24 protein-coding genes are annotated in these 21,173 nt (G+C 75.4%); 7 read left to right on the plus strand and 17 right to left on the minus strand.

Features of this window, described 5'->3' with window-relative positions; genetic code table 11:
• Positions 1-8: 8 nt before the first annotated feature.
• The 6 genes from K329_RS30905 to K329_RS0112500 form a co-directional block, all read right to left on the minus strand.
• On the minus strand, positions 9-422 hold the full coding sequence (locus K329_RS30905) for a hypothetical protein (RefSeq protein WP_157571712.1): 414 nt from the start codon (positions 420-422) through the stop codon (positions 9-11).
• Between the two features lie 80 nt (positions 423-502).
• Positions 503-1,381, minus strand: coding sequence for a sigma-70 family RNA polymerase sigma factor (locus K329_RS26555; RefSeq protein ID WP_052336826.1), 879 nt, complete (start codon positions 1,379-1,381; stop codon positions 503-505).
• A 142-nt stretch (positions 1,382-1,523) separates the two neighbouring features.
• Positions 1,524-2,564 (minus strand): NAD(P)/FAD-dependent oxidoreductase, encoded by a 1,041-nt coding sequence (locus K329_RS0112485; RefSeq protein WP_028473301.1) that lies wholly within the window; start codon positions 2,562-2,564, stop codon positions 1,524-1,526.
• Complete coding sequence (locus K329_RS0112490) at positions 2,561-3,082, minus strand: isoprenylcysteine carboxyl methyltransferase family protein (RefSeq protein WP_028473302.1); 522 nt, start codon at positions 3,080-3,082, stop codon at positions 2,561-2,563. Before K329_RS0112490 ends, K329_RS0112485 begins: the two co-directional genes overlap by 4 nt.
• Positions 3,079-4,173 (minus strand): type III polyketide synthase, encoded by a 1,095-nt coding sequence (locus K329_RS0112495; protein ID WP_028473303.1) that lies wholly within the window; start codon positions 4,171-4,173, stop codon positions 3,079-3,081. Before K329_RS0112495 ends, K329_RS0112490 begins: the two co-directional genes overlap by 4 nt.
• A gap of 80 nt (positions 4,174-4,253) precedes the next feature.
• Positions 4,254-5,093, minus strand: coding sequence for a UbiA family prenyltransferase (locus tag K329_RS0112500; protein ID WP_028473304.1), 840 nt, complete (start codon positions 5,091-5,093; stop codon positions 4,254-4,256).
• 182 nt (positions 5,094-5,275) lie between these two features.
• Between K329_RS0112500 and idi the strand changes: the two genes are divergently transcribed.
• From idi to K329_RS0112515, 3 genes are read left to right on the plus strand one after another with little or no spacing between them, the layout of a single operon-like run.
• Positions 5,276-5,821 (plus strand): isopentenyl-diphosphate Delta-isomerase, encoded by a 546-nt coding sequence (gene idi / locus K329_RS0112505; RefSeq protein WP_028473305.1) that lies wholly within the window; start codon positions 5,276-5,278, stop codon positions 5,819-5,821.
• A gap of 46 nt (positions 5,822-5,867) precedes the next feature.
• Positions 5,868-6,047, plus strand: coding sequence for a hypothetical protein (locus K329_RS0112510; RefSeq protein ID WP_028473306.1), 180 nt, complete (start codon positions 5,868-5,870; stop codon positions 6,045-6,047).
• A complete protein-coding gene (locus K329_RS0112515; RefSeq protein WP_028473307.1) occupies positions 6,044-7,129 on the plus strand; it encodes an SDR family oxidoreductase in 1,086 nt (361 codons plus the stop codon). Before K329_RS0112510 ends, K329_RS0112515 begins: the two co-directional genes overlap by 4 nt.
• A gap of 7 nt (positions 7,130-7,136) precedes the next feature.
• On the opposite strand, the gene K329_RS0112520 is transcribed toward K329_RS0112515, so the two are convergent.
• From K329_RS0112520 to K329_RS26560, 4 genes are all read right to left on the minus strand, one after another.
• Positions 7,137-7,730 carry a cysteine hydrolase family protein gene (locus tag K329_RS0112520; RefSeq protein WP_028473308.1) on the minus strand — a complete coding sequence of 198 codons (594 nt, stop codon included), beginning with the start codon at positions 7,728-7,730 and terminating at the stop codon, positions 7,137-7,139.
• A gap of 72 nt (positions 7,731-7,802) precedes the next feature.
• Positions 7,803-8,306, minus strand: coding sequence for a 2'-5' RNA ligase family protein (locus K329_RS0112525; RefSeq protein WP_028473309.1), 504 nt, complete (start codon positions 8,304-8,306; stop codon positions 7,803-7,805).
• Between the two features lie 9 nt (positions 8,307-8,315).
• Positions 8,316-8,561, minus strand: a complete 246-nt coding sequence (locus K329_RS0112530; protein WP_052336827.1) for a CDGSH iron-sulfur domain-containing protein — start codon at positions 8,559-8,561, stop codon at positions 8,316-8,318.
• Positions 8,558-9,565, minus strand: coding sequence for an iron-containing redox enzyme family protein (locus K329_RS26560; protein WP_052336828.1), 1,008 nt, complete (start codon positions 9,563-9,565; stop codon positions 8,558-8,560). The genes K329_RS0112530 and K329_RS26560 overlap by 4 nt, the downstream gene beginning before the upstream one ends.
• Positions 9,566-9,654: 89 nt before the next feature.
• Here K329_RS26560 and K329_RS26565 point away from each other — a divergent pair, with 89 nt between their 5' ends.
• Positions 9,655-10,347, plus strand: coding sequence for a methyltransferase (locus K329_RS26565; protein WP_052336829.1), 693 nt, complete (start codon positions 9,655-9,657; stop codon positions 10,345-10,347).
• Here K329_RS26565 and K329_RS26570 read toward each other — a convergent pair whose 3' ends face one another.
• Positions 10,348-10,620, minus strand: a complete 273-nt coding sequence (locus tag K329_RS26570) for a hypothetical protein (RefSeq protein WP_043643362.1) — start codon at positions 10,618-10,620, stop codon at positions 10,348-10,350. It lies immediately after the preceding gene.
• A gap of 175 nt (positions 10,621-10,795) precedes the next feature.
• On the opposite strand from K329_RS26570, the gene K329_RS0112550 reads away from it, so the two are divergent.
• Entirely contained in the window at positions 10,796-13,072 is a 2,277-nt protein-coding gene (locus K329_RS0112550; RefSeq protein ID WP_028473311.1) for a catalase, read from the plus strand.
• Between the two features lie 6 nt (positions 13,073-13,078).
• Entirely contained in the window at positions 13,079-14,596 is a 1,518-nt protein-coding gene (locus tag K329_RS0112555; protein WP_028473312.1) for an FAD-dependent oxidoreductase, read from the plus strand.
• Positions 14,597-14,627: 31 nt separating this feature from the next.
• Here K329_RS0112555 and K329_RS29600 read toward each other — a convergent pair whose 3' ends face one another.
• From K329_RS29600 to K329_RS0112585, 6 genes are all read right to left on the minus strand, one after another.
• Positions 14,628-15,356, minus strand: a complete 729-nt coding sequence (locus K329_RS29600) for a GAF domain-containing protein (RefSeq protein WP_028473313.1) — start codon at positions 15,354-15,356, stop codon at positions 14,628-14,630.
• Between the two features lie 40 nt (positions 15,357-15,396).
• Positions 15,397-16,227: a glycosyltransferase family 2 protein gene (locus K329_RS0112565; RefSeq protein ID WP_028473314.1), complete on the minus strand. Its 831-nt coding sequence runs from the start codon at positions 16,225-16,227 to the stop codon at positions 15,397-15,399.
• Entirely contained in the window at positions 16,224-17,237 is a 1,014-nt protein-coding gene (locus K329_RS26580; RefSeq protein ID WP_043643366.1) for a glycosyltransferase, read from the minus strand. Before K329_RS26580 ends, K329_RS0112565 begins: the two co-directional genes overlap by 4 nt.
• A complete protein-coding gene (locus K329_RS0112575) occupies positions 17,234-18,307 on the minus strand; it encodes a glycosyltransferase (RefSeq protein ID WP_028473315.1) in 1,074 nt (357 codons plus the stop codon). Before K329_RS0112575 ends, K329_RS26580 begins: the two co-directional genes overlap by 4 nt.
• Positions 18,308-18,425: 118 nt before the next feature.
• The gene (locus tag K329_RS26585; RefSeq protein ID WP_052336830.1) at positions 18,426-19,247 is read right to left on the minus strand and encodes a sigma-70 family RNA polymerase sigma factor; all 822 of its coding nucleotides are present in this window, start codon (positions 19,245-19,247) and stop codon (positions 18,426-18,428) included.
• 292 nt (positions 19,248-19,539) lie between these two features.
• On the minus strand, positions 19,540-19,860 hold the full coding sequence (locus K329_RS0112585; protein ID WP_028473316.1) for a hypothetical protein: 321 nt from the start codon (positions 19,858-19,860) through the stop codon (positions 19,540-19,542).
• A gap of 130 nt (positions 19,861-19,990) precedes the next feature.
• Between K329_RS0112585 and K329_RS0112590 the strand changes: the two genes are divergently transcribed.
• The gene (locus tag K329_RS0112590; RefSeq protein WP_028473317.1) at positions 19,991-21,172 is read left to right on the plus strand and encodes an alcohol dehydrogenase catalytic domain-containing protein; all 1,182 of its coding nucleotides are present in this window, start codon (positions 19,991-19,993) and stop codon (positions 21,170-21,172) included.
• Position 21,173: the final 1 nt, after the last annotated feature.

A 21,173-nucleotide genomic window follows, 5' to 3' on the forward strand; every position in this document is an offset into this window, starting at 1 on the left:
CCGCTCGCTCAGCGACGCGTGTCGTCGTCGGCGGACACGTCGTCGGAGACGGCGGTGAGCCCGGGGGTGCCGTAGCCGAGCGCCGAGCCGGCGCTCGTGCTGATGCCGGTCTCGGCCGCCAGGTCGGGCTCGGGTCGTACGACGGGCTGCGGCGCCGTGTCGGACCCCGGGGTGGTCTCGGCTGCGTCGTCGGACCCCTTCACCTTCGCCGCGAGGTCGGACGCGACCTGGCCGGCCTTGTCCGCGACCTTCGGCGCGTTCTGCTCGACGAGGTCCTGCGCGGCGGCGGCCTTCTCCTGCACCCGCGGGTCCTGCCAGGTCTGCTGCGCCTTCGACTTGATCTGCTCGTAGCGCTCGCGTCCGGCGCGCGACCCCAGCACGTACCCGATCCCGACCCCGGCCAGCAACGTCAGCTTCCTCATCGTGCGTCTCCCTCTGTGTACGACATGTGGACGCAGACCTGTACCCGAGGCCTCCGGGGCTGACCCGGCGCGGCAGCGGGTCAGCCGGCCAGGGGCTCCAGCCGGGACCCGAGGTCGCGGAGCACCCGGTCGAGGTGGCGCGAGACCTGGGTCTGGCTCATCCCCAGCCGGGCGCCGATCTCGCGCTGGGACAGCTCGTCGTAGAAGCGGAGCTGCACGAGCCTGCGGTCCTGCTGCGAGAGCGCGCGGACCACGGGGCCCAGCAGCAGCCGCGCGTCGGCGGCTCGGAAGCCGTCACGGTCGCGCTCGTCCTCCTCGCCGGCCACCGGTACGCCGGTGGTGGCGGGCAGGTCGAGGGTGAGCGGCTGGAAGCAGCCGCTCGCCCGGAGCGCCTCGCCCACCCGGGCGGCGGAGACGCCCAGCTCACGGGCGATCTCGTCGACCGAGGGCTCCGCCCCGTCGTGGTCGCCGAGCGAGTCGCGCACCCGCACGACCTGGGTCTGCAGCTCCTGGATGCTGCGGGGAGGGCGGATCATCCACCCGCGGTCGCGGAAGTGCTTCTGCACGCTGCCGCGGATCGTCGGCACCGCGAAGGTGAGGAAGTCGTCGCTGCGGCCCTGGTCGAAGCGGCGGACCGCCTGGAGCAGGGCGAGCGCCGCGGTCTGCTCGAGGTCGTCGACCGCGAGCCCCCGACCGGCGTAGCGCCAGGCGACGGCCTCGGCGACCCGGAGGTTGAGGCGGACGAGGCGGTCCTCGATCCCCTCCACGAGCGGGACCGAGGGCTCGCCCGGCGCTGCGGCCGCGCGGACGTCGGCCCGCAGCGCGAAGAGGGAGGCCGTCAGGACCCGACGCGTCTCCCGCGGCGTGCGGCGGGCGGTCGGGTCGGCGACCAGGGCGTCGTCGACGTCTCCGAGCACGGCGGCCGGAGCGAGCGAGGGGGTGATGTCGTGCAGGGCCACGGTGCGCCTCCGAAGGGCGACGAGGCGGCCTGGCCGGTGGTTGCAGCCAGCAGGGGGACCTCGGGATCCGGTCCTGCTCCGACCGTAGCCCCCCACGGTCCCCCGCGCCAGGGCAGCCCGTGCCCTCACCCCGGGGAGCGGTTCAGTCGACCGGACGGGCCAGGGCGTCGACCGAGCGCGCGAACACCCCCGGGAGGAGCCGGGCGGCCGGCACGAGCACCCGTCGCCCCACCGCCGGGCGCGTGGCGGCGAGCAGGGCGGTCGTCAGCCAGCGGTAGCGCCGGGTCACCCGGAGGTAGTCGCGCTCGTAGCGCTCGGGGTCGTCGTCGACCATCGCGGCGACCGCCGCACGGGCCTGGGCGAAGGCGAGCGCCAGCCCCTCGCCGGTGAGGGCGTCGACGTAGCCGGCGGCGTCGCCGACCAGCACGACCCGACCGGCCACGCGGCGCCGTACCCGTTGGTGCAGGGGTCCGGCGCCCCGCACCTCGCTGACGGGCTCCGCGCCCCGCAGCCGGTCGGCCAGCTCGGGCAGCTGCCGCAGCCGCTCGTCGTACCCGCCGCCCGTCGCGGCCAGCACGGCCACGCCGACCACGTCGGGCGCGACCGGGGTGACGTATCCCTCGGCGTGCGCGGCCCAGTGCACCTCGACGAGGTCCGACCACGGGGCCACCCGGAAGTGCTGCCGCAGGCCGAAGCGCGGGCGCGGCGCCGCCGGCAGGTCGAGCCCCGCCGCCCGGCGCACGGAGGAGTGCAGTCCGTCGGCGCCCACCAGGTACGCCGCGCGCACGCCGTCGACGAGCACGCCGGTGTCGTCCTGGGTGAACGCGCCCACGCGCCGGGGCACGATGCGGGCGCCGGCCCCGAGGGCCGCCTCGCGCAGGGCGTCGTGCAGCGTCGTACGACGGATGCCGCGGCCCGGCCCGCGGCGGAAGGCCGCGTCGACCGAGGTGGTGCCGGCGGTGTACCGGATGCCGCGGAGCGCATGGCCCGCCGGGTCGACGCCGAGCCGGTGCAGCTCGGCCAGCGCCCCGGGCATGAGGCCCTCGCCGCAGGCCTTGTCGACGGTGCCCCCGCGGGGCTCCCAGACCTCGACGTCGAGGCCCGCCCGCGCGGCGTGCAGCGCGGTCACGAGACCTGCGGGCCCGCCGCCGGCGACCAGCAGGTCGACGCGACGGGCGCTCACGCGGCCACCGACCGCAGGGCGCGCTCCTCCGTGCGGATCCGTACGGTCAGCAGGGCGGCGTTGGCGACGGTGAACACGACCGCGGTGATCCAGGCGCCGTGGACGAGCGGGAGGGCCGCGCCCTCGACCACCACGACGACGTAGTTCGGGTGGCGCAGGAAGCGGTAGGGACCCCGGGCCACGAGCGGGAGACCGGGCACGACGATGACGCGGGTGTTCCACTGCCGGCCCAGCGCCCCGATGCACCACCAGCGCAGCGCCTGGCTGGCCACGACCAGCGCGAGCATCGACCAGGCCAGCAGCGGGGACACGGCCCGGTCGGACCACCAGGCCTCCACGAGGCAGCCGACGAGCAGGCCGGTGTGGAGCACGACCATCACGGGGTAGTGGCCCCGGCCGGACTCCACGCCGCCGCGCTCGAAGGCCCAGGCGGCGTTGCGCTTCGACACCACCAGCTCGGCCAGGCGCTCGAGGCCGACGGCGAGCACCAGCACGGTGAAGAGGACCTCGCTGCTCATGCCGGCACCTGCAGCAGGACCAGCTCGGAGCAGAAGCCGGGGCCCATCGCCAGCATCAGCCCGTGGGAGCCCGGGGCCGGTGGACGGTCCGCGAGGGTGTCGGCGAGCACGTGCAGCACGGACGCCGAGGAGAGGTTGCCGATCCGCCGCAGCGAGTCCCAGGTGACGGCGAGGGCCTCCCGGTCGACGCCGAGCGCCTCCTGCATGGCCTCGAGCACCTTGGGGCCGCCGGGGTGGGCGACGTACCAGCCGATGTCGTCGGGGCCGAGGCCGTGGTCGGCGAGGAACGCGCGCACGTCGTCGCCGACGTAGCGCAGCACCACGTCGGGCACGGAGGCGTCGAGCACGATCTTGAGGCCGCCGGCGCCGACGTCCCAGCCCATCGTGCGCTCGGAGTCGGGGTAGAGCCGGCTGCGCGCGGCGAGCACGACGGGCTGCGTGCCCGCCCCGGCCTCCGTGCTCCGGCCGGCGAGCGCCTCGGCCCGGCGCGACCCGGCCGCCACGACGGCCGCGGCCCCGTCGCCGAAGAGCCCGCTCGCCACGAGGTTCGCGACCGAGGCGTCGTCGCGCTGCAGCGTGAGCGAGCAGAGCTCGACGCTCATCAGCACGGCGACGGCGTCCGGGTGCCCGACGAGGTAGTCGTGGAGGCGCGCGACGCCCGCGGCGCCGGCCACGCAGCCGAGCCCCACGAGCGGCACCCGCACGACGTCCTGCCGCATGCCGGTCAGCGCCGCCACCCGGGCGTCGAGCGACGGCACCGCGAGGCCGGTGACCGTCGCCGACACGATGAGGTCGACGTCGGCGGGCTCCAGGCCGACGGCGGCGAGCGCCTCGACGACCGCGCGGGCGCCCAGCACGACGCCCTCCCGGATGAAGGCGTCGTTGGAGGCGCCGAAGTCGGCCAGCCCGGCGTACGCGTCGAGGGGAAGCGCGGTGTGGCGGGTCTCGACGCCCGCGTTGCGGTGCAGGCGGTCGACGACGCCGCGGTCGACGGTCCCGCCGCTCAGCATGGAGGTCGCGAACGCCTCGGTGATGTCCTGCTGGCGGTACCTGTGCTCGGGCAGGACGCCCCGCACGCTGAGGATGCGCATCGTCGGCTCGTCTCTGGTCGGGGTCGAGGCGGGAGGTGCCTCGGGGACCGGTACCCGCCGGAGGGGTCGCCGAGAGGCACTCACCGCGTCACCGCCGCGAGCAGCACGACGTCGACCACCGCGATGAGCAGCGCCGCACGGAACGGGGCGCGCCCCCGGCCCACGAGACCGACGACCGCCAGACCGACCACGACCAGGAGCGCGGCCCACGCCCAGGCCGGCGGCGGCCCGGCCGGCCCGAGCACCGCGAGCCCGGAGGCAGCGAGCAGGAGGACGACCGCCAGCGCCCGCGAGCGCGCAGCTCCGAGGCGGTGCGGGAGACCGCGGACGCCGGTGCGCGCGTCGTCGTCGAGGTCGGGCAGGACGTTGAGCAGGTGCGCGGCGACGCCCAGGGTTGCGCCGGCCAGGGTCATCCACCACGGCGCCCACCGGGCGGCGTCCCCGGTCGGACCGGTGTCTGCGAGGAAGGCGACGGACGGGAGCGCGCCGAAGGCCACGGCGTACGGCGCCCATGACGCCGCCGTCGCCTTCACGCCGAGGTTGTAGGCGTGCGCGCTGCCGACCAGGAGCACGAGGTGGACCAGCGCGCTGCGCCACCCCAGCGCCGCGGAGAGCGCGACGCACGCGACCGCGGCCAGCAGCAGGGCGACCCGGGCTACCCGCAGAGGGACCTGCCCGGTGGCCACCGGCTTGTCGGCACGGCCGACCGCCCGGTCGCGCTCGACGTCGAGGAGGTCGTTGGCCCACCCGACCGTGAGCTGCCCGGCGAGCACCGCGAGGACGACGAGGGCCACCACGACGGCGGACCGGTCCGCCGCCGAGGCCAGCACACCGGCGACGACGGTGACCGCCAGCGCCGGCCCCGGATGGGCGGCGTCCACCAGGCCTGCGGCGACCGAGCCACGGGGGCGGTCCGTCATGATCGACCCGCCCTCTCGTCGTCGGTGCGCCGGATCCTCCGGTGCAGCCTCGCCGGTGCGGGCCGCGCCACCCCACCGGTGCCCGCCACCACCCGGTTCAGGCAGGGTGCCCCGGGTACCGACCCCGGCACCACCCCCTGGCTGCACGACCCCCACGTCCGCACGACCCCCGAGAGGACCCGATGACGTCGACGGAGGACCTCGTCGTCCTGCTGCACCCGGACGGCTCCCCGGCCGGCACCGCGCCCCGGGCCACGGTGCACGACGAGCGGACGCCCCTGCACCTCGCGTTCTCCTGCCACCTCCTCGACGCGGACGGGCGGCTGCTCCTGACCCGGCGGGCCCTTGCGAAGCGCACCTGGCCGGGGGTCTGGACGAACTCCTACTGCGGCCACCCGCGGCCCGGCGAGGCGATGGAGGACGCCGTGCGGCGTTACGGCCGCCACGAGCTAGGGGTCGACGTCACCGGCGTCGAGCTGCTGCTCCCCGACTTCCGCTACCGCGCCGTCGACGCCGGCGGTGTCGTCGAGAACGAGCACTGCCCGGTCTTCGTCGCCCGGGTCGACGGGCCCCTGACGCCCCACCCCGACGAGGTGGCCGAGACCGCGTGGACCGCGCCCGCGACCGCGTGGGCGGTCGCCCACCAGGCCCCGTGGGCCCTCAGCCCGTGGTTCGTCGACCAGGTCGCGGCGCTCGGACCGGACTTCGCCTACCCGCACCCGCAGTGAGACCCGCCACGGGACTCGCCGCGGGCGACCCGGGTACCGACCTGTCATGACCCCCGACCCGACACCCGGACCCAACGGACGCGACCCGCTCGGGTCCGACCCCGACCACGACCAGGACTCCGAGCCGACGACCGCCGACGGCGGCGCCGCGGAGACCGGTCAGCTCGACCCCGACTCGGAGCCGGCGAGCGACCCGGACCCCGCGCCCGGTCGGGCGGACGCGTGACGACCCCCGCGACCGACGCACCCCGCCGCGCCCTCGTCGTCGGCGCCACCGGCATCGTCGGCCAGGCCGTCGCGGCCGCGCTCGTCGAGGCCGGTTGGGAGACCTACGGTCTCTCCCGCAGCGGCACGAGCGTCCACCCGGACGTCCGGCCGGTGCAGGCCGACCTCCAGGACGCCGACCAGCTGCGCGAGGCCCTCGCCGACGTCGCTCCCGCGTTCGTCGTCTTCACCGCGTGGACCCGGCGGGAGACCGAGGAGGAGAACATCCGCGTGAACGGGGGCGCCGTGCGCGACCTGCTCGCCGCCCTCTCCCCCGCCGGCTCGGTGCGCCACGTCGCGCTCATGACGGGGCTGAAGCACTACCTCGGCCCCTTCGAGGCCTACGGCACCGGCGAGATGCCCGACACCCCCTTCCACGAGGAGGAGCCGCGCAGCTCGACGCCGAACTTCTACTACGCGCAGGAGGACGAGCTGTTCGCCGCCGCCGAGCGCGACGGCTTCACCTGGAGCGTGCACCGCTCGCACACCGTGCTCGGCTTCGCCACCGGCAACGCGATGAACATGGTGGCGACCCTCTGCGCCTACGCGACGCTGTGCCGCGAGCTCGGGCGCCCCTTCGTCTTCCCGGGCTCCGAGACGCAGTGGAACGGTCTCACCGACGTCACCGACGCGGGACTCCTCGCCGAGCAGATGCTGTGGGCGGCCGAGTCCGAGGCCGGTCACGACGAGCCCTTCAACACCGCCAACGGCGACGTCTTCCGCTGGCGCTGGCTGTGGCCGCAGCTCGCCGCGCACTTCGACCTGCCCTGGGAGGGCTTCGAGGGCGCGCCGCGACCGCTCGAGGAGCAGATGGCCGACGTCGAGCCCGTCTGGGCGCGGGTCGTGGAGCGCCACGGTCTGGTCGAGCCCGACCTCGCTCGCGTGGCCTCGTGGTGGCACACGGACGCCGACCTGGGCCGCGGGATGGAGGTCGTGACGGACATGAACAAGAGCCGCACGGCAGGCTTCAGCGCGACCCGCGACACCCGCGCGACCCTCCTCGACTACGTCGAGCAGTACCGGTCGGCCCGGATCATCCCCTGACCCGGCGTCAGTCCGGCAGGGCCGCCACGTCGGGCACGACGACCCCGAACAGGTCGGAGATGGCGGCCAGGCTGGCCGCCTGGAGCGCGGGGGCCTCGACGCCCCCGCCTCCGGGCAGCCGCCGGGTCGCGGTGGCGCCGGCCACCACGGTCGGCGCGAACCCGAGGCTGAACGCGCCGCGGGCCGTCGAGTTGATGCACATGTGGGTCATGAACCCCGCGAGCACCAGGTTCTCGACGCCCAGGCCACGCAGGCGCTGCTCGAGGTCGGTGCCGACGAACGAGTTCGGGAAGTTCTTCACCACCACGGCCTCGCCGTCGCGGGGCGCGACGCGGTCGACGATCTGGCCGATCTCGGCGTTGACGTCGTACGGCGAGCCGACCCCCGCGTCGTGCATGACGTGGATGACGGGCGTGCCGGCGCTCCGGGCCCGGTCGAGCAGCTCGGCGCCGGCGTCGATCGCCGCCTGCACGCCCTCCAGCTCCATCACGCCGCGCGTGTAGGTGTTCTGCAGGTCCACCATCACCACGGCGGAGCCCCGCAGCGACGGGGGCGCGTCGCTCATGCCCGTCAGCTCCCGCAGCGTCACGTTCTCGGTCATCGCGCTCTCCTTCGTCGGACGGGTGTGGACCGCCAGGGCACCAGACCGCAGGTTGCGCGAGTGTTGCGCGGGTCACAGGTCGCGGACGGTCCGGGCCTCCGGGTCCCAGCGCCGCAGCCGCGTGGCGGCCACGTCGTACGCCGGGCCCAGCAGGCCCAGGGCCTCGGTGAGCGCCGTCGTGGTGAGCCGTCGCGAGAGCGTCACGTGCGGCAGCCACGCGCCGGGCGCCGCCCACGGCGGGCCCCCGGGACCGAGGAGCTCCGCCGCCTCCGCGTGCAGCGCCAGCAGCGCGGCGCTCGGCACGACCGAGCGCGCGAGGAACCACCGGTCGGCGGTGCCCAGCACCACGGGCGGACCGAGGTGGAGCGCCAGCGGCAGCGACGCGACGAGCGTGCCCACCGCGCGCTCGGCCTCGGCCGGCACCTCGTCACGCTCGGCGAGCGTGACGTGGGGGCCGTGGGTGGCGTCCTGGCGGTCGCCCGAGCTGGGCAGCCCGGCCTCGCTCAGCAGCCGCCACTCGGCGCGCACCGCGGCGTCGCCCGACGCGTCCAGCAGGAGGTCGAGGGAGTGACGCACCGGGCCACGCTACGACGTACGACGCGGCTTGACGTAGGCGTGCGTGCCGTCGCACCAGGGCGCACGCCCCGACCGGCCGCAGGCGCAGACCGCGACCACGGGCCGGGTCACGGGGTGGACGGTCCCGTCGGCCGCGACCACCTCGTCGGCGCCCCGCAGCAGCAGCGGGCCGTCCGGGCAGAGCCGAGCACGCACGGGCTCGCGCCGCGCGGGCGACCCGTCGACGGGCACGTCCTCGCCACCACGGCGGGTCATGCCGACCGCACGAGGTCGTCGGCGGAGTCGTGCGCGGCCACGGCCGCCTCGCTCGTCCAGCGGTCCATCAGCGCCGCACCCGCGTCGGCGTCGACGCGCAGGCAGACGGCGGCCCCGAACAGCACGTCGTCGCGCAGGGACGGGTCGGCGTCGACCGCGTTCGCGCAGATGTCGGTGAGCACCACCTGCTCGTGCACCGCGTCCGCCTCGACGTGCTCGTGGAAGTAGGCGGCGGCGGCCTCCGGCAGGCCGACCCGCTCGATCCCGGCGGCGATGCGCCGGCACGGGTCGGTGCTCGTCGTCTCGAAGGCCGCGAGGTGGCCGAGGCTCGCGCCGTGCAGCCGGCGCTGCAGCCCGAGCAGCGACATCACGTTGTTCGACAGCAGCGTCGGGCCCGACGCGTTGGCGACGTGGGCGCCGTACGTCGCGTCGATGCCGCAGGAGCGCAGCGCGTCGGCGTAGAGCAGCGAGTGCAGGCGCTCGGGGCGGCCCCCGCCGTACTCGTCGTAGAGCAGCTCGGCGAGCGCCACCTTGGCGGGGCCGTCGACGCGGGGCAGCACGAAGGCGTGCGGGTCGGACTCCTTGAGGTGGTAGACGCTGCGCTCGGTGAGGAACTCCAGCACCTGGTCGCGGGTGGCGCTCCGCTGGAGGAACCGGGCGAGCGGAGGGCCGTCGACGTGCGCGACGAGGGCGCGCAGCTGTCCGACGAGGTCGTCGGAGGCCTCACGGGCGACGGCGACGTCGTCCGCCGTACGGCGACGCAGCCCGGCCTCGATCGCCGTCTCGACGCCCCGGCGCCAGGCGACCAGCCGGAGGTCCCACTCGGCGTCGTCCGCGGCGTCGTCGAAGCCGCGGTAGGACAGCTCGTAGACGACCCAGAGGGCCAGCTGCGTGTCGGCGCCGTGCAGGTCGTCGCCGTCGTGGGGCGGCACGGTGGCGTCACCGCCCCGGGCGGCGTCGATCACGGCGGCGCTGACGGGTCCGCGCGATGCGGGCAGAAGCATGAGACGTCCTCCTCGTGGTCACTGACGGCGGTCCGGTACCCCGTCCGGTGGGTACCGCCCCGCACAGCCCGACCGAGCCGAGGAGAACCGTGACCCCACCGCCCCTGGACCACCCCGACCCGACTGCCGACCCGACTGCCGGCCCGACTGCCGACCCGACTGCCGGCCCGACCGAGCAGCGCGTCGACTTCGCGGGGGTCGACATCGCGTACGACGACCGCGTGCTCGAGCCGCGGGCCTGGACCGTCGCCCAGTCGACCTGGGTCGCCGAGCTCGGCGCCGACGCCCCTCCCGGCCCGATCCTCGAGCTGTGCAGCGGCGCCGGCCACATGGGGATCGTCGCCGCCCGGGAGAGCGGCCGCGCCCTGCTGCAGGTGGACGCCAACCCGGTCGCCTGCGACTTCGCCCGGCGCAACGCGGCGACCGCGGGCGTGGTCTCCGACGTGCGGTGCGTGGAGATGACCCGCGCGACCATCGCGCCCGGGTCGTTCCCCCTCGTGCTCGCCGACCCGCCGTGGGTCCGTCGGGCCGACGTCGGCCGCTTCCCGGAGGACCCGGTCGAGGCCATCGACGGCGGCGACGACGGCACCGAGCTCGCCGCCCAGTGCCTCACGGTCGCCGCCGACGCGCTGCGCCGCGGCGGCCACCTCGTGCTGCAGGTGGGCGACGAGCGCCAGCTCGCCGCCCTGGAGCGGCACCCCCGGCTCGTGGCGGGCGACCTCCGGCTGGAGGGCACCCGCCGCTTCGAGCGGGGACTGCTCGCCCACTACGTGCGGGGCTGATCAGCCGCCCTGGTGGGGCGCGGCGTCGGGACCCGCGGTGCCCTCGTCGGGCCGGGTGCCCTCGCCGGCCGACCGGGTCACGGCCTCGCCGTCGTCGGTGCTCTGGGGCGAGCCCTCGCCACCCGTGGGGTAGCCGGCGGTGGCGTCCTCGGGGTAGATCGTCGCGTCCGCTCCCGCGTCGCCCATGCTGGCGACCTCCGACACCTGGCCCTCGGACTGCTCCTGCTGCTGGTCGTCCTGCTGGTCGTGCTCGTGCTGGTCCTGGTGGTCCATGACGCCTCCTGCTCGGCGGGTGCTGCTCGGGGGTGCTGACGCCGCCCCGGTACCCGGACCGGGAGGTCCGACCGCCTCGGGTCGGCCCCCGGAGGCAGGGGTACCGACGTCTGCCGCCCTGGCCGTCCCCGGCCGACCGGCACCCCTGCAGGTCCCTCTTCCGGAAGGCACCACCATGGATCCGTCGAAGCCCGCACGCGCCGTCAAGCACGTGATCGAGGAGACCGCGGAGGCGCTCTCGCCGAGCAGCCCCACGATCCCCGGCGCCCCGGCCCCCGTCCCGCCGCCGCTCGAGGAGCCGACGACTCCCCACGCGCCGCTGCCGCCGAAGGACGACCAGTCCGCCCCCGAGCTGCGCAGCGCCACCGGCGCCGAGCTGGAGGGTCCCCCGGCCGCCCGCGGCCAGCAGGGCCCGTACCTGACGACCTCGACCGGCGCGCGCCTGCGCGACACCGACCACTCGCTGAAGGCCGGGCCGCGCGGCCCGACCCTGCTCCAGGACCACCACCTGCGCGAGAAGATCACCCACTTCGACCACGAGCGCATCCCCGAGCGCGTCGTGCACGCCCGCGGCGCGGGCGCGCACGGCTACTTCGAGGGCTACGGCACGGCCACGTCGATCTCGTGCGCCGGCCTGTTCGCCGAGGGCAAGCGCACGCCGACGTTCGTCCGCTTCTCGACGGTGCTCGGCTCGCGCGGCTCGGCCGACACGGTGCGCGACACCCGCGGGTTCGCCACGAAGTTCTACACGGACGAGGGCGTCTGGGACCTGGTGGGCAACAACATCCCGGTGTTCTTCATCCAGGACGGCATCAAGTTCCCCGACGTCATCCACGCGGGCAAGCCCCACCCGGACCGCGAGATCCCCCAGGCGCAGAGCGCCCACGACTCGTTCTGGGACTTCGCCTCGCTCCACACCGAGGCCCAGCACCACGCGATCTGGAACATGTCGGACCGCGGCATCCCGCGCTCCTACCGGATGATGGAGGGCTTCGGCGTCCACACCTTCCGGTGCACCACCGAGACCGGCGAGACCACGCTGGTGAAGTTCCACTGGAAGCCGAAGCTCGGTGTCCACTCCCTCACCTGGGAGGAGGCCCAGCTGCTGGGCGGCCTCGACCCGGACTTCCACCGCCGCGACCTCGCCGACGCGATCGAGTCCGGCGCGTTCCCCGAGTGGGAGCTGGGCGTGCAGGTCTTCCCGGACACCGACGAGGAGATGTTCGAGGGCATCGACCTGCTCGACCCGACCAAGCTCGTGCCCGAGGAGGTCGCTCCGGTCCAGCCGATCGGCCGGCTGGTGCTGGACGCCAACACCACCAACTACTTCGCCGAGACCGAGCAGGTCGCCTTCCACACGGGCCACCTCGTCGCGGGCATCGACGCCACGAACGACCCGCTGCTGCAGGCGCGCAACTTCTCCTACCTCGACACGCAGCTCAGCCGGCTCGGGGGACCGAACTTCAACCAGATCCCGATCAACCGCACCCACGCGCCGGTCAACGACATGCTGCGCGACGGCTACCACCAGCACGCCGTGCACCCGGGCGTCGCGCCGTACCAGCCGAACAGCCTCGACGGGGGCTGCCCGTTCATGGCGGGCGCCGACCTCTCCGACACCGAGACGCGGGCGTTCGTCGACGCGGCGGCGTCCATCGCGGCCAGCCAGAAGGTCCGCGCACAGCCGGCCAGCTTCGACGACCACTTCAGCCAGGCCCGCCTCTTCTGGCTGAGCCTCACCGCCGTCGAGCAGCAGCACGTCATCAGCTCCTACACCTTCGAGCTGAGCAAGTGCTACGAGCAGACGGTCAAGGAGCGGCAGCTGCTGGCCCTGGCCAACATCGACCCCGTGCTCTGCGCCGAGGTCGCGACCGGTCTCGGCCTGCCCGCGCCGGAGCCCACCGAGACGCTCACCGACCCGACGCCCAGCCCGGCCCTCTCGCAGCTCGGGCAGACCTGGCCCACGGACGGCCGCATCGTCGGCATCGTCGTCGGCACCGACACGCCGGCCGACGCGATCGAGCCCGTGCGCACCGCGATCCTCGAGGCGGGTCTGGTGCCGTTCCTCGTGGCGCCCCACGGCGGGACGGTGGCGGGCCTACCCGTCCAGCGCACCTTCGCCAACGTGCGCTCCGTCGAGCTCGACGTCGTGCTCCTGGCCGACGCCCCGCCGCCGGCACCCGACGCGATCGGCGCCCGGGACGAGAAGTCCGGGGCCTCCGCCTCGACCGTCCTCGACCCGCGGGTCGTCCTCCTCCTGGAGGAGGCCTACCGGCACTCCAAGGTGATCGGCGCCTGGGGCCGGGGCGAGCAGGCGCTCGCCGCAGCCGGTCTCACCGCCGGCGACACGGGCGTCGTGCTGGACGACGACGCCGTCGTCACGTGGACCACGGTGGCCGACCTGGCGCGCTCGCACCGCGTCTGGGACCGGTTCCCGGCCCGGGTCGGCTGACCCGGGATGCTCACCTCGCTCTGGGAGGGCCGGCGGGCGCCGGCTGCCGAGCTCCCCTCCCCCCTCGTCCCCGCCGCCACGGCGCACCACCAGGTCGTCGTGGTCGGCGGGGGTCTCACGGGCCTCACCACGGCCCTCCTCCTGGCCCGTGCGGGGCGCTCCGTCATGGTCGTCGAGGCCCGCCACCTGGGCGCGGGCACGACCGGTCGCAGCACGGCGAAGGTGAGCCTGCTGCAGGGCACCCAGCTGTCCCGGATCCGCCGGACGCACGGCACCTCCACCCTGCGGTCCTACGTCGACGCGAACCGTGACGCGCAGGAGTGGATCGCCGCCTTCGCCGAGGAGGCGGGCATCGTCGTGGAGCGTCGCGCCGCGACCACCTACGCGAACGAGGCGTCCGGCACCCGTCTCGTACGGCGCGAGCTCGCCGCCGCCCGCGCCGCCGGCCTCCCGGCCACGTGGGTCGACGACGTCGGACTGCCGTTCCCGACCGCCGGCGCCGTGCGCCTCGACGACCAGCTGCAGCTCGACCCGCTGGCGCTCGTCGAGGAGCTCGCGGAGGCCTGCCGGGTCCTGGGCGTCGTCGTCGTGGAGGGCTGGCACGTGCGTCGTGTGCACGGACACGACCCCGTGCGTCTCGACGTCTCGCCGGACGGGGCGGACGACGCCCGCCACCGCGCGGAGCTCACGGCCGACCGGGTCGTGCTCGCGACCAACACCCCCGTCCTCGACCGCGGCGGGTTCTTCGCCCGCCTCTCCGCGCAGCGGTCCTACAGCATCGCGTTCCACACCCCCGGCCCCGTCGTCGACGGGATGCACCTCTCTGCGGACGCCCCCTCCCGGTCGCTGCGCGACGCCCCCGCCGAGGACGGCGGCCGGGTCCTGCTCGTCGGCGGCGAGGGCCACGCGACGGGACGGTCACGGCCGACGAGCGAGCACCTCGACACGCTGCGCGCCTGGACCGCCGACCACTTCCCGGAGGCCCGTGAGACCCATGCGTGGTCGGCGCAGGACTACTCGCCCCACCACGCGTTGCCGTACGCGGGAGCGCTCGTGCCCGGACGCGACGACCTGCTCGTCGCGGGCGGGTTCTCGAAGTGGGGCATGACCGGTGGCGTCGCAGCGGCCCTCAGCATCGCCGGCACGCTGGCGGGCACCGCGCCGCGCTGGTCGACGGCGATGCGGTCGTGGGGTCCGCGGGAGCTGGCCGGGCTGCCGAAGGCCGCCCTGCTCAACACCGAGGTCGCGGTCGCGCTCGGCAGCGGCTGGGTCCGCCCGCTGCTGCCGGGTCGCTGCTCCGAGCCCGAGGCCACGGTCGCGTACGACGGCACCCGCCCGCCGAGCGCCTCCTGCGGCGTCGGCGGGGTCGAGCAGCGGGTGTCGGCCGTGTGCAGCCACCTCGGTGGGGTCGTGGCGTGGAACGACGCCGAGCGCAGCTGGGACTGCCCGCTGCACGGGTCGCGCTTCCGGCCTGACGGCGAGGTCCTCGACGGGCCCGCCACCCGGCCGCTCGCTCCGCGGTAGGAGCGGGCACCGCGGGTCTCGAGCGAGCGGCTCAGGACCCGCGGTAGGCGGCGCCGAGCGCCTCGGCGAGGGCGGTCGTCGAGATGCCGGCCTGCAGCGCTCCCCGCCGCAGCCGCTCCTCGGCCTCCCCGATGCTGCAGGAGAACGCGGTGGCGAGCAGCCCGGCCGCCACGCCGAGGACCGTCTCCTCCCGGAGGTGGGCCGGCGCGGCCCGTGCCTGTTCGAGGCTGTCGAAGGCGAGGTCCGCGTTCGTGACCGCCCCCGCGGCCCACGCCCCGAGCGCCTGCGCCAGGGCGTCGACGTGGCCGTGGAACGTGGCCGGCTCCGCACCGTACAGGTTGATGCTGCCCACCACCCGGCCGTCCTCGGTCAGGGGGAGCGAGAGCGAGGAGGCGACCCCGCGGGACCCGGCAGTGGCCGCCAGCACCCGCCACCGCTCCTCGGAGAGCAGGTCGTCCTCGTCGGGCACGGCGCCGGCTCCCGAGGCCTCGGCGGGCTCGCCGTCGACGTGCTCCGCCTCCGCGGGCCCACCGGTGATCTCCTCGGTGGCGACCAGCGTGAACGTGACGCCGTGCCTCGGCGCGGAGACGCTCATCCCGATGCAGCCGGGGGCGATCTGCTGCACCCGTGCGCCCTGGGCCTGCAGGTCGACGAGCAGGTCGGAGTCGGTCGAGAACGGGCCGTACTCCTCGATCGCCTCCACGGTCTCGTGGATCGGCAGGAGGCGGTGGGAGGGGGTCGGTCCGTGCTCGGTCGTCACGCTTCCCGGTACCCGTGCCGGAGGCTCCCGAGCACGCCCGTCAGGCCCGGCGCCAGCGCCCGTCGGCGTCCCGGACGGCGAGCCCCCGGCGCTCGAACTCCTCGAGCCAGCCGAGCATCGGCCACTCCCCCCAGTAGCCGTGGAAGACGCCGGCGTTGCGCAGGATCGCGTCGAGGTGCTCGACAGGGGGGCGGCTCACCGGGTGGTGCTGGTGGTAGGCGCGGGCGCTGCCGACCCACCCGAAGTCGAGGCCGGCGCGATCGGCGCGACGGGCGAAGTCGGTGTCCTCCGCGCCGTACCCGACGTAGTCCTCGCAGAAGCCGCCGGAGCGCTCCCACGCCTCGCGCGAGAGCGCGAACGACAGCGACCAGAACAGGCGCGGGTCGGCTCCGTCCTCCTCGACGCCGGGGGCCGGCGCGGGACGGGCGGGGTGGGGGTCGTCGAGCAGCTCGAGGTCGCCGAGCGGGTAGCCGCCGGCGGGCCGGGGGTCGAGGTAGGTGACCGGGCCGGACCAGATCGTGCCCGGACGGCGGGCGACCACGTCGGCGTACGCCGCCACGAGCCGTCGCCCGGCCAGGCAGTCGGCGTCGAGACCGACCACGACCTCGGCACCGGCGTCGAAGGCGGTGCCGATGGCGAGGTTGCGGGCGGCGGCGAGCGGCAGCCCGGCCGCGGCGGAGGCGGCGACGGGGACCACGCGTCGACGGAGGCCCCCCGTGGTGGCCTCGACGAGGCTCGGGTCGTCCATCGACGCCAGCACGTAGTCGTCGGGCCGGCGGGTGCCGTGGCAGACCGAGAGGTGCTGGGCGGCGAGGTGCTCGTGGCGGCCGCGGGCGAGGGTGACGACGGCGGTGGCGGCGGCGGTGCTCACGCGGAGCCGCCCGCGGCGACGTCGCGGACCACGCCGACGAAGCGGTCGACGGCGCCACCGTCGCACCAGTCCCGCCACCGCGAGCCGTCGAGGGCCGCGGCGCGCGCGAGCAGGTCGGGCCAGCCGGTCGTGGGCAGGGTGGGCTCGACCATCACGGGCCAGCCGCCGGCGGCGAGCGCCGCGGCCGTGACGTGCTGCTCGTCGTGCGGTCGCAGCTGCGGTACGACGACCGCGGGCCGCCGGGCGGCGGCGACCTCGGCGACGGCGTTCTGGCCCGTGTGGGTGACGACGACGTCGGCGTCGAGGAGCAGGGGGAACGGGTCGTCGCGCCACTCCCCCGTCGTGCCGCCGATGACGGTCCAGTCCCAGTCCGGGGTGGCCGCCCGGGCCGCGTCGACGTGGGCGGGGTCGAGGTCGTCGCCCCCGGCGCCCATCATGAGGACGACGCGCCGACGTCCGTCGGCGGCGGTCGCCGACGAGGGTGCGGCGTCGCTGACGGCGTACCGCGACAGCCCGCCCACGGGCCGCACCCGGGCCCGCACGTCGGCGGGCAGGCCGGGCAGCAGGGCGTCGGTCGCGCCGTCGGGCCAGAAGCCGACGAGGGTGTGGGCGAGACCGAGCCCGAGGAGGTGGGCCGGGTCGTCGCGCCGACCCGGGCCGACGACGGTGACGACGGGGACGCCGTGGAGGCGGACCAGGGTGGCGACCTCGACCGAGACGTCGACGACGACGGCGTCGGGCTCCAGGTGGCGGATCCACGAGCTGATCTCCGCCATCCGTCCGAGCAGGCCCGGGTCACGCTCGGGCACCCAGTGGAACCGGCCCCCGGCGGTGACGTCGCGCGGCAGCTCGGCCTCGTCGTCCCGGGGCAGCTGCACCCACGGACCCGGCCAGTCGGCGGGCCGCGGCAGGGACGACAGGCCCGTCACGCAGTCGGGCCAGCGCCGGGCGAACGCAGCCGCTCGGTGGCAGTGCCCGTGACCGACGTGGTGGACGTAGTAGCCGATCACGCGGCCACCGACCCGGTTATCTCGACGAAGAGCGCCTCGTACTCGTCGAGCATCCGGTCGATCGAGCACGTGCGGACGGCGTGCGCCCGCACGAGGGACCGGTCGATGCCGGCGGCGGCGCGCACGGCACGGGCCAGGTCGGGCACGGAGCCGGGGGTGGCCAGCACGCCGGCGGGACCGACGACCTCGGGCAGCGCACCGCGGGCGAAGGCCGCGACCGGGGTGCCGCACGCCATCGCCTCGGCGGCGACGAGACCGTACGGCTCGTCCCACTCGGGGGTCACCAGGGCCACGGAGGCGGACCCGACCAGTGCGGCGAGGTCCTCGGCGCCGAGGTGACCGGCGTACGTCACGCCGTCGCCCAGGCGCGGCCAGATCTCCCGCTCGACGTACGCGAGGTCGGAGACGGGCCCGGCCAGCACGAGCGGCACGCCCGCCGCCCGGCAGGCGTCGATCGCCAGGTGCGGGGCCTTCTCGGGCACGACGCGTCCGCTCCAGACCGCGGGACCACCGCCGGGGCCGCGGCGCCAGGCGTCGAGGTCGACGCCGTTGAGGATCGTCCGGCTCGGCGTCACGTGGGCCCACGCCTCGCTGGTGTGCCGGCTGACGGCCACGAAGCGGCCAGGATCGGTGGCGAGCGCGACCGCGGACTCGAGCCAGGGCACGGGCGGGGTGTGCAGCGTGGTCACGACCGGCACCGAGATCGCGGGCGCCATCGCGACGGGCAGGTGGTGGAGGCTGTTGTTGTGCACCACGTCGAAGCGCTCGCCGCCGGTACGGGCGAGGTCGAGCATCAGCGCGAGGTAGGCGTGGTGCTCGCTCATCCAGCGACGCGTCGGGGCGTTCGGGTCGGTCCAGGCGCCGTCGCTGACGGTGAGGTCGGCGACGGGCAGCTCCCGGACGCCGAGGGCCGGGTCGGAGCCGGGCGCCGCGAAGAGCGTCACCTCGTGACCGCGGGCGGACAGCCCGCGGACGAGGGCGTGGGTCATCGACTCCATCCCACCGGCGAAGGGCTGGACCACCGGGAACGTGCTGCTCGCGATGACGCAGACGCGCAGGGACCTGCTCAACGACGCCGTCCGTGGATCACCGTCGGCGAGGGGGGTGTGGTGGGGATGGGGATCGCGGGCACGCGCACGGGTACCCGGTGACGGCCGAGTCGATGCGACGCCGGCAGGGGGACCTCGCTCACGCCGTCGCGGAGCCGGTGCGCTCGTGGAGGTCGCGCAGGATGCGGTCGAGCTGGCGCGACACCTGGGTCTGGCTCATGCCCAGCCGCTGACCGATCTCCCGCTGCGAGAGCTCCTCGAAGAACCGCAGGTGCAGGACGGCCCGGTCGACGTCGGGGAGCGTGCGCACCAGCGGGCCGAGCACGGCACGTGCCTCGGCCGCGTCGAGGTCGGCGGCCGCCTGGCCGCCGGCGAGGTGGTCGGCGCCGGCGCCGGGCAGGTCGAGCGTCATGGGCTGGAAGCAGCCGCTTGCCTGCAGCGCCTCGCGCACCTCGGCCGCCGGGACGCCGAGCGCACGGCCGATCTCGTCGGCCGACGGCTCGCCCCCGGAGTGGGCGGCCAGCGAGTCACGGGTCTGCACGACGCGGGACTGCAGCTCCTGCACCGCCCGCGGCGGGCGCACCATCCAGCCACGGTCGCGGAAGTGGCGCTGGACCGTCCCGCGGATGGTGGGCACGGCGTAGGTGAGGAAGTCGTCGCTGCGGTGGGCGTCGAACCGTCGGATCGCCTGGAGGAGCGCGACGGCGGCGACCTGCTCGAGGTCCTCGACGGGCACGCCGCGGTGGGCGTAGCGGTGCGCGACCGCCTCGGCGACCCGCAGGTTGACCCGCACGAGGCGGTCCTCGATCTGCACGAGCTCGCGGGCGTCGGGCATCCCGTCCAGGGGCGTGCCGACGTCACGGAGCTCGAACAGGTCGGCCGTCATCGTCCGGCGCTGCTCGCGGGTGGCTCCCCGACCGGACGGGTCGGTGGAGAGGACGACGTCGACGGTGTCGAGCACGTCGGCGACATGGTGGGTGGGAGTCGTAACGGTGTCCTCCGTCGAAGCGGGATGAGGGTTCAGGGTCACGGGACCGACCTCCGAGGGCGTCGAGCACGGGACGGGGCCGAGGTCGTCGGCCGACTTGGACGGGGAGCGGCCGAAGCCGCCCCCGCTTTTCGAACGTAGCCCTGCTCGGGGGCCCCGGCTACAGCTGCGAAGCACTGCCACCCCTGCGGGGGAGGCCAGTCCCCCCGAGGGGTGACGGCCCCGTGGCGGCCCCGTGACGGCGGTCTCCGGCGCAGGATCCGGGCTAGCCGGACCACCCGTCGCCGCGCTCCAGCTCGCACCAGGCGCGGGGGTCCCGCACGGCGGCCGGGTCGTCGGTGGCGACCAGGCCGACGGCCTCGGTCGGCCCGCTCGGGGGCGCCAGCACCATCGCGTCGTGGGGCACGTCGTGCGCCGCGTCGTGCTCCTCGCGGCAGCCGCGCAGCACCGTCAGGATCGTGCCGTCCACCGGGTCGCCCCACTCCGCGCACCACAGGTCCAGCAGCGCCTCGAGCGCGTCGGACATCTGCGCGTCACCCGGCGGCCGGGCGACGAGGGCGCTGAGGATCACGACGCGGATGGGCACCTTCCTCGGTCGATCAGATGACGCCGGGAGGTACCCGCCGACCGCGCGTCCGACCCGGACCCGTCCGCCCCTCGATCTCGTCCGACCTGGGTACCGGCGCGCTCCACACCCCCTGATCGAGGAGCTCCACATGAAGGCAGTGACCTGGCACGGCATCAAGGACATGCGCGTCACCGAGGTGCCCGACCCCGTCATCGAGGCCCCGGACGACGTGATCGTCCGCGTGACCTCGACCGGCCTCTGCGGGTCGGACCTCCACCTCTACGAGGCCCTCGGCCCCTTCATGACGCAGGGCGACGTCGTGGGCCACGAGCCGATGGGCGTCGTGGAGCAGGTGGGCCCGGCGGTCTCGAGCCTCGTGGTCGGCGACCGCGTCGTGGTGCCGTTCAACGTCAGCTGCGGCACGTGCTGGACCTGCAGCCGCGGCCTGCACAGCCAGTGCGAGACCACCCAGAACCGTGACCAGGGCACGGGCGCGAGCCTCTTCGGCTACAGCAGCCTCTACGGCAGCGTGCCCGGCGGCCAGGCCGAGCTGCCGCGCGTGCCGTTCGGCGACACCCTGCCGATCAAGGTGCCGAAGGAGGGTCCCGACGACCGGTTCCTCTTCCTCAGCGACGTGCTGCCGACGGCGTGGCAGGCCGTCGAGTACGCCGACGTGCCCGAGGGCGGCACGCTGCTGGTGCTCGGCGCCGGCCCCATCGGCGACATGGCCGCCCGCATCGCGATGCACCGCGGCATCCGCGTCGTGGTCGCCGACCGCGTCCCGGAGCGGCTCGCCCGTGTCAGCGCCCGCGGCGCCGAGACCATCGACATCGACACCTCCCCCGATGTCGCCGACCAGACCCGCGACCGCACCGACGGCCGCGGCGCGGACTCCGTCATCGACGCGGTCGGCATGGAGGCCCACGGCTCGGGGGCGGCCTCCGCGGCCCAGAAGCTGGTCGGCCTGCTGCCCGACGCCGTCGCCAAGCCGCTGATGAAGTCCGCGGGCGTCGACCGACTGGCCGCGCTCTACTCGGCGTTCGAGTCCGTGCGCCGCGGCGGCACGGTCTCCATCTCCGGCGTGTACGGCGGCGCGAAGGACCCGCTGCCGCTGATGCAGATGTTCGACAAGCAGCTGCAGGTGCGGATGGGCCAGGCGAACGTGCGCCGCTGGAGCGACGACATCCTGCCGCTGCTCACCGGCGCCGACGACCCGCTGGGCGTCGACGACTTCGCCACGCACCACCTGCCGCTCGAGGCCGCACCCGACGCCTACGCCTCGTTCCGCGCCAAGGACGACGGCATGGTCAAGGTCGTCTTCCGGCCGTGAT

The sequence above is a fragment of the Nocardioides alkalitolerans DSM 16699 genome, from assembly GCF_000426525.1.
Lineage (GTDB): Bacteria > Actinomycetota > Actinomycetes > Propionibacteriales > Nocardioidaceae > Nocardioides > Nocardioides alkalitolerans.

Excerpts from the sequence above, each read along its gene's own strand:
- K329_RS30905 (WP_157571712.1), bottom strand. The coding sequence starts at position 422 with ATGAGGAAGCTGACGTTGCTGGCCGGGGTCGGGATCGGGTACGTGCTG.
- K329_RS0112490 (WP_028473302.1), bottom strand. The coding sequence starts at position 3,082 with ATGAGCAGCGAGGTCCTCTTCACCGTGCTGGTGCTCGCCGTCGGCCTC.
- K329_RS0112495 (WP_028473303.1), bottom strand. The coding sequence starts at position 4,173 with ATGCGCATCCTCAGCGTGCGGGGCGTCCTGCCCGAGCACAGGTACCGC.
- K329_RS0112500 (WP_028473304.1), bottom strand. The coding sequence starts at position 5,093 with ATGACGGACCGCCCCCGTGGCTCGGTCGCCGCAGGCCTGGTGGACGCC.
- idi (WP_028473305.1), top strand. The coding sequence starts at position 5,276 with ATGACGTCGACGGAGGACCTCGTCGTCCTGCTGCACCCGGACGGCTCC.
- K329_RS0112510 (WP_028473306.1), top strand. The coding sequence starts at position 5,868 with ATGACCCCCGACCCGACACCCGGACCCAACGGACGCGACCCGCTCGGG.
- K329_RS0112520 (WP_028473308.1), bottom strand. The coding sequence starts at position 7,730 with ATGACCGAGAACGTGACGCTGCGGGAGCTGACGGGCATGAGCGACGCG.
- K329_RS0112530 (WP_052336827.1), bottom strand. The coding sequence starts at position 8,561 with ATGACCCGCCGTGGTGGCGAGGACGTGCCCGTCGACGGGTCGCCCGCG.
- K329_RS26560 (WP_052336828.1), bottom strand. The coding sequence starts at position 9,565 with ATGCTTCTGCCCGCATCGCGCGGACCCGTCAGCGCCGCCGTGATCGAC.
- K329_RS26570 (WP_043643362.1), bottom strand. The coding sequence starts at position 10,620 with ATGGACCACCAGGACCAGCACGAGCACGACCAGCAGGACGACCAGCAG.
- K329_RS0112550 (WP_028473311.1), top strand. The coding sequence starts at position 10,796 with ATGGATCCGTCGAAGCCCGCACGCGCCGTCAAGCACGTGATCGAGGAG.
- K329_RS0112555 (WP_028473312.1), top strand. The coding sequence starts at position 13,079 with ATGCTCACCTCGCTCTGGGAGGGCCGGCGGGCGCCGGCTGCCGAGCTC.
- K329_RS0112590 (WP_028473317.1), top strand. The coding sequence starts at position 19,991 with ATGAAGGCAGTGACCTGGCACGGCATCAAGGACATGCGCGTCACCGAG.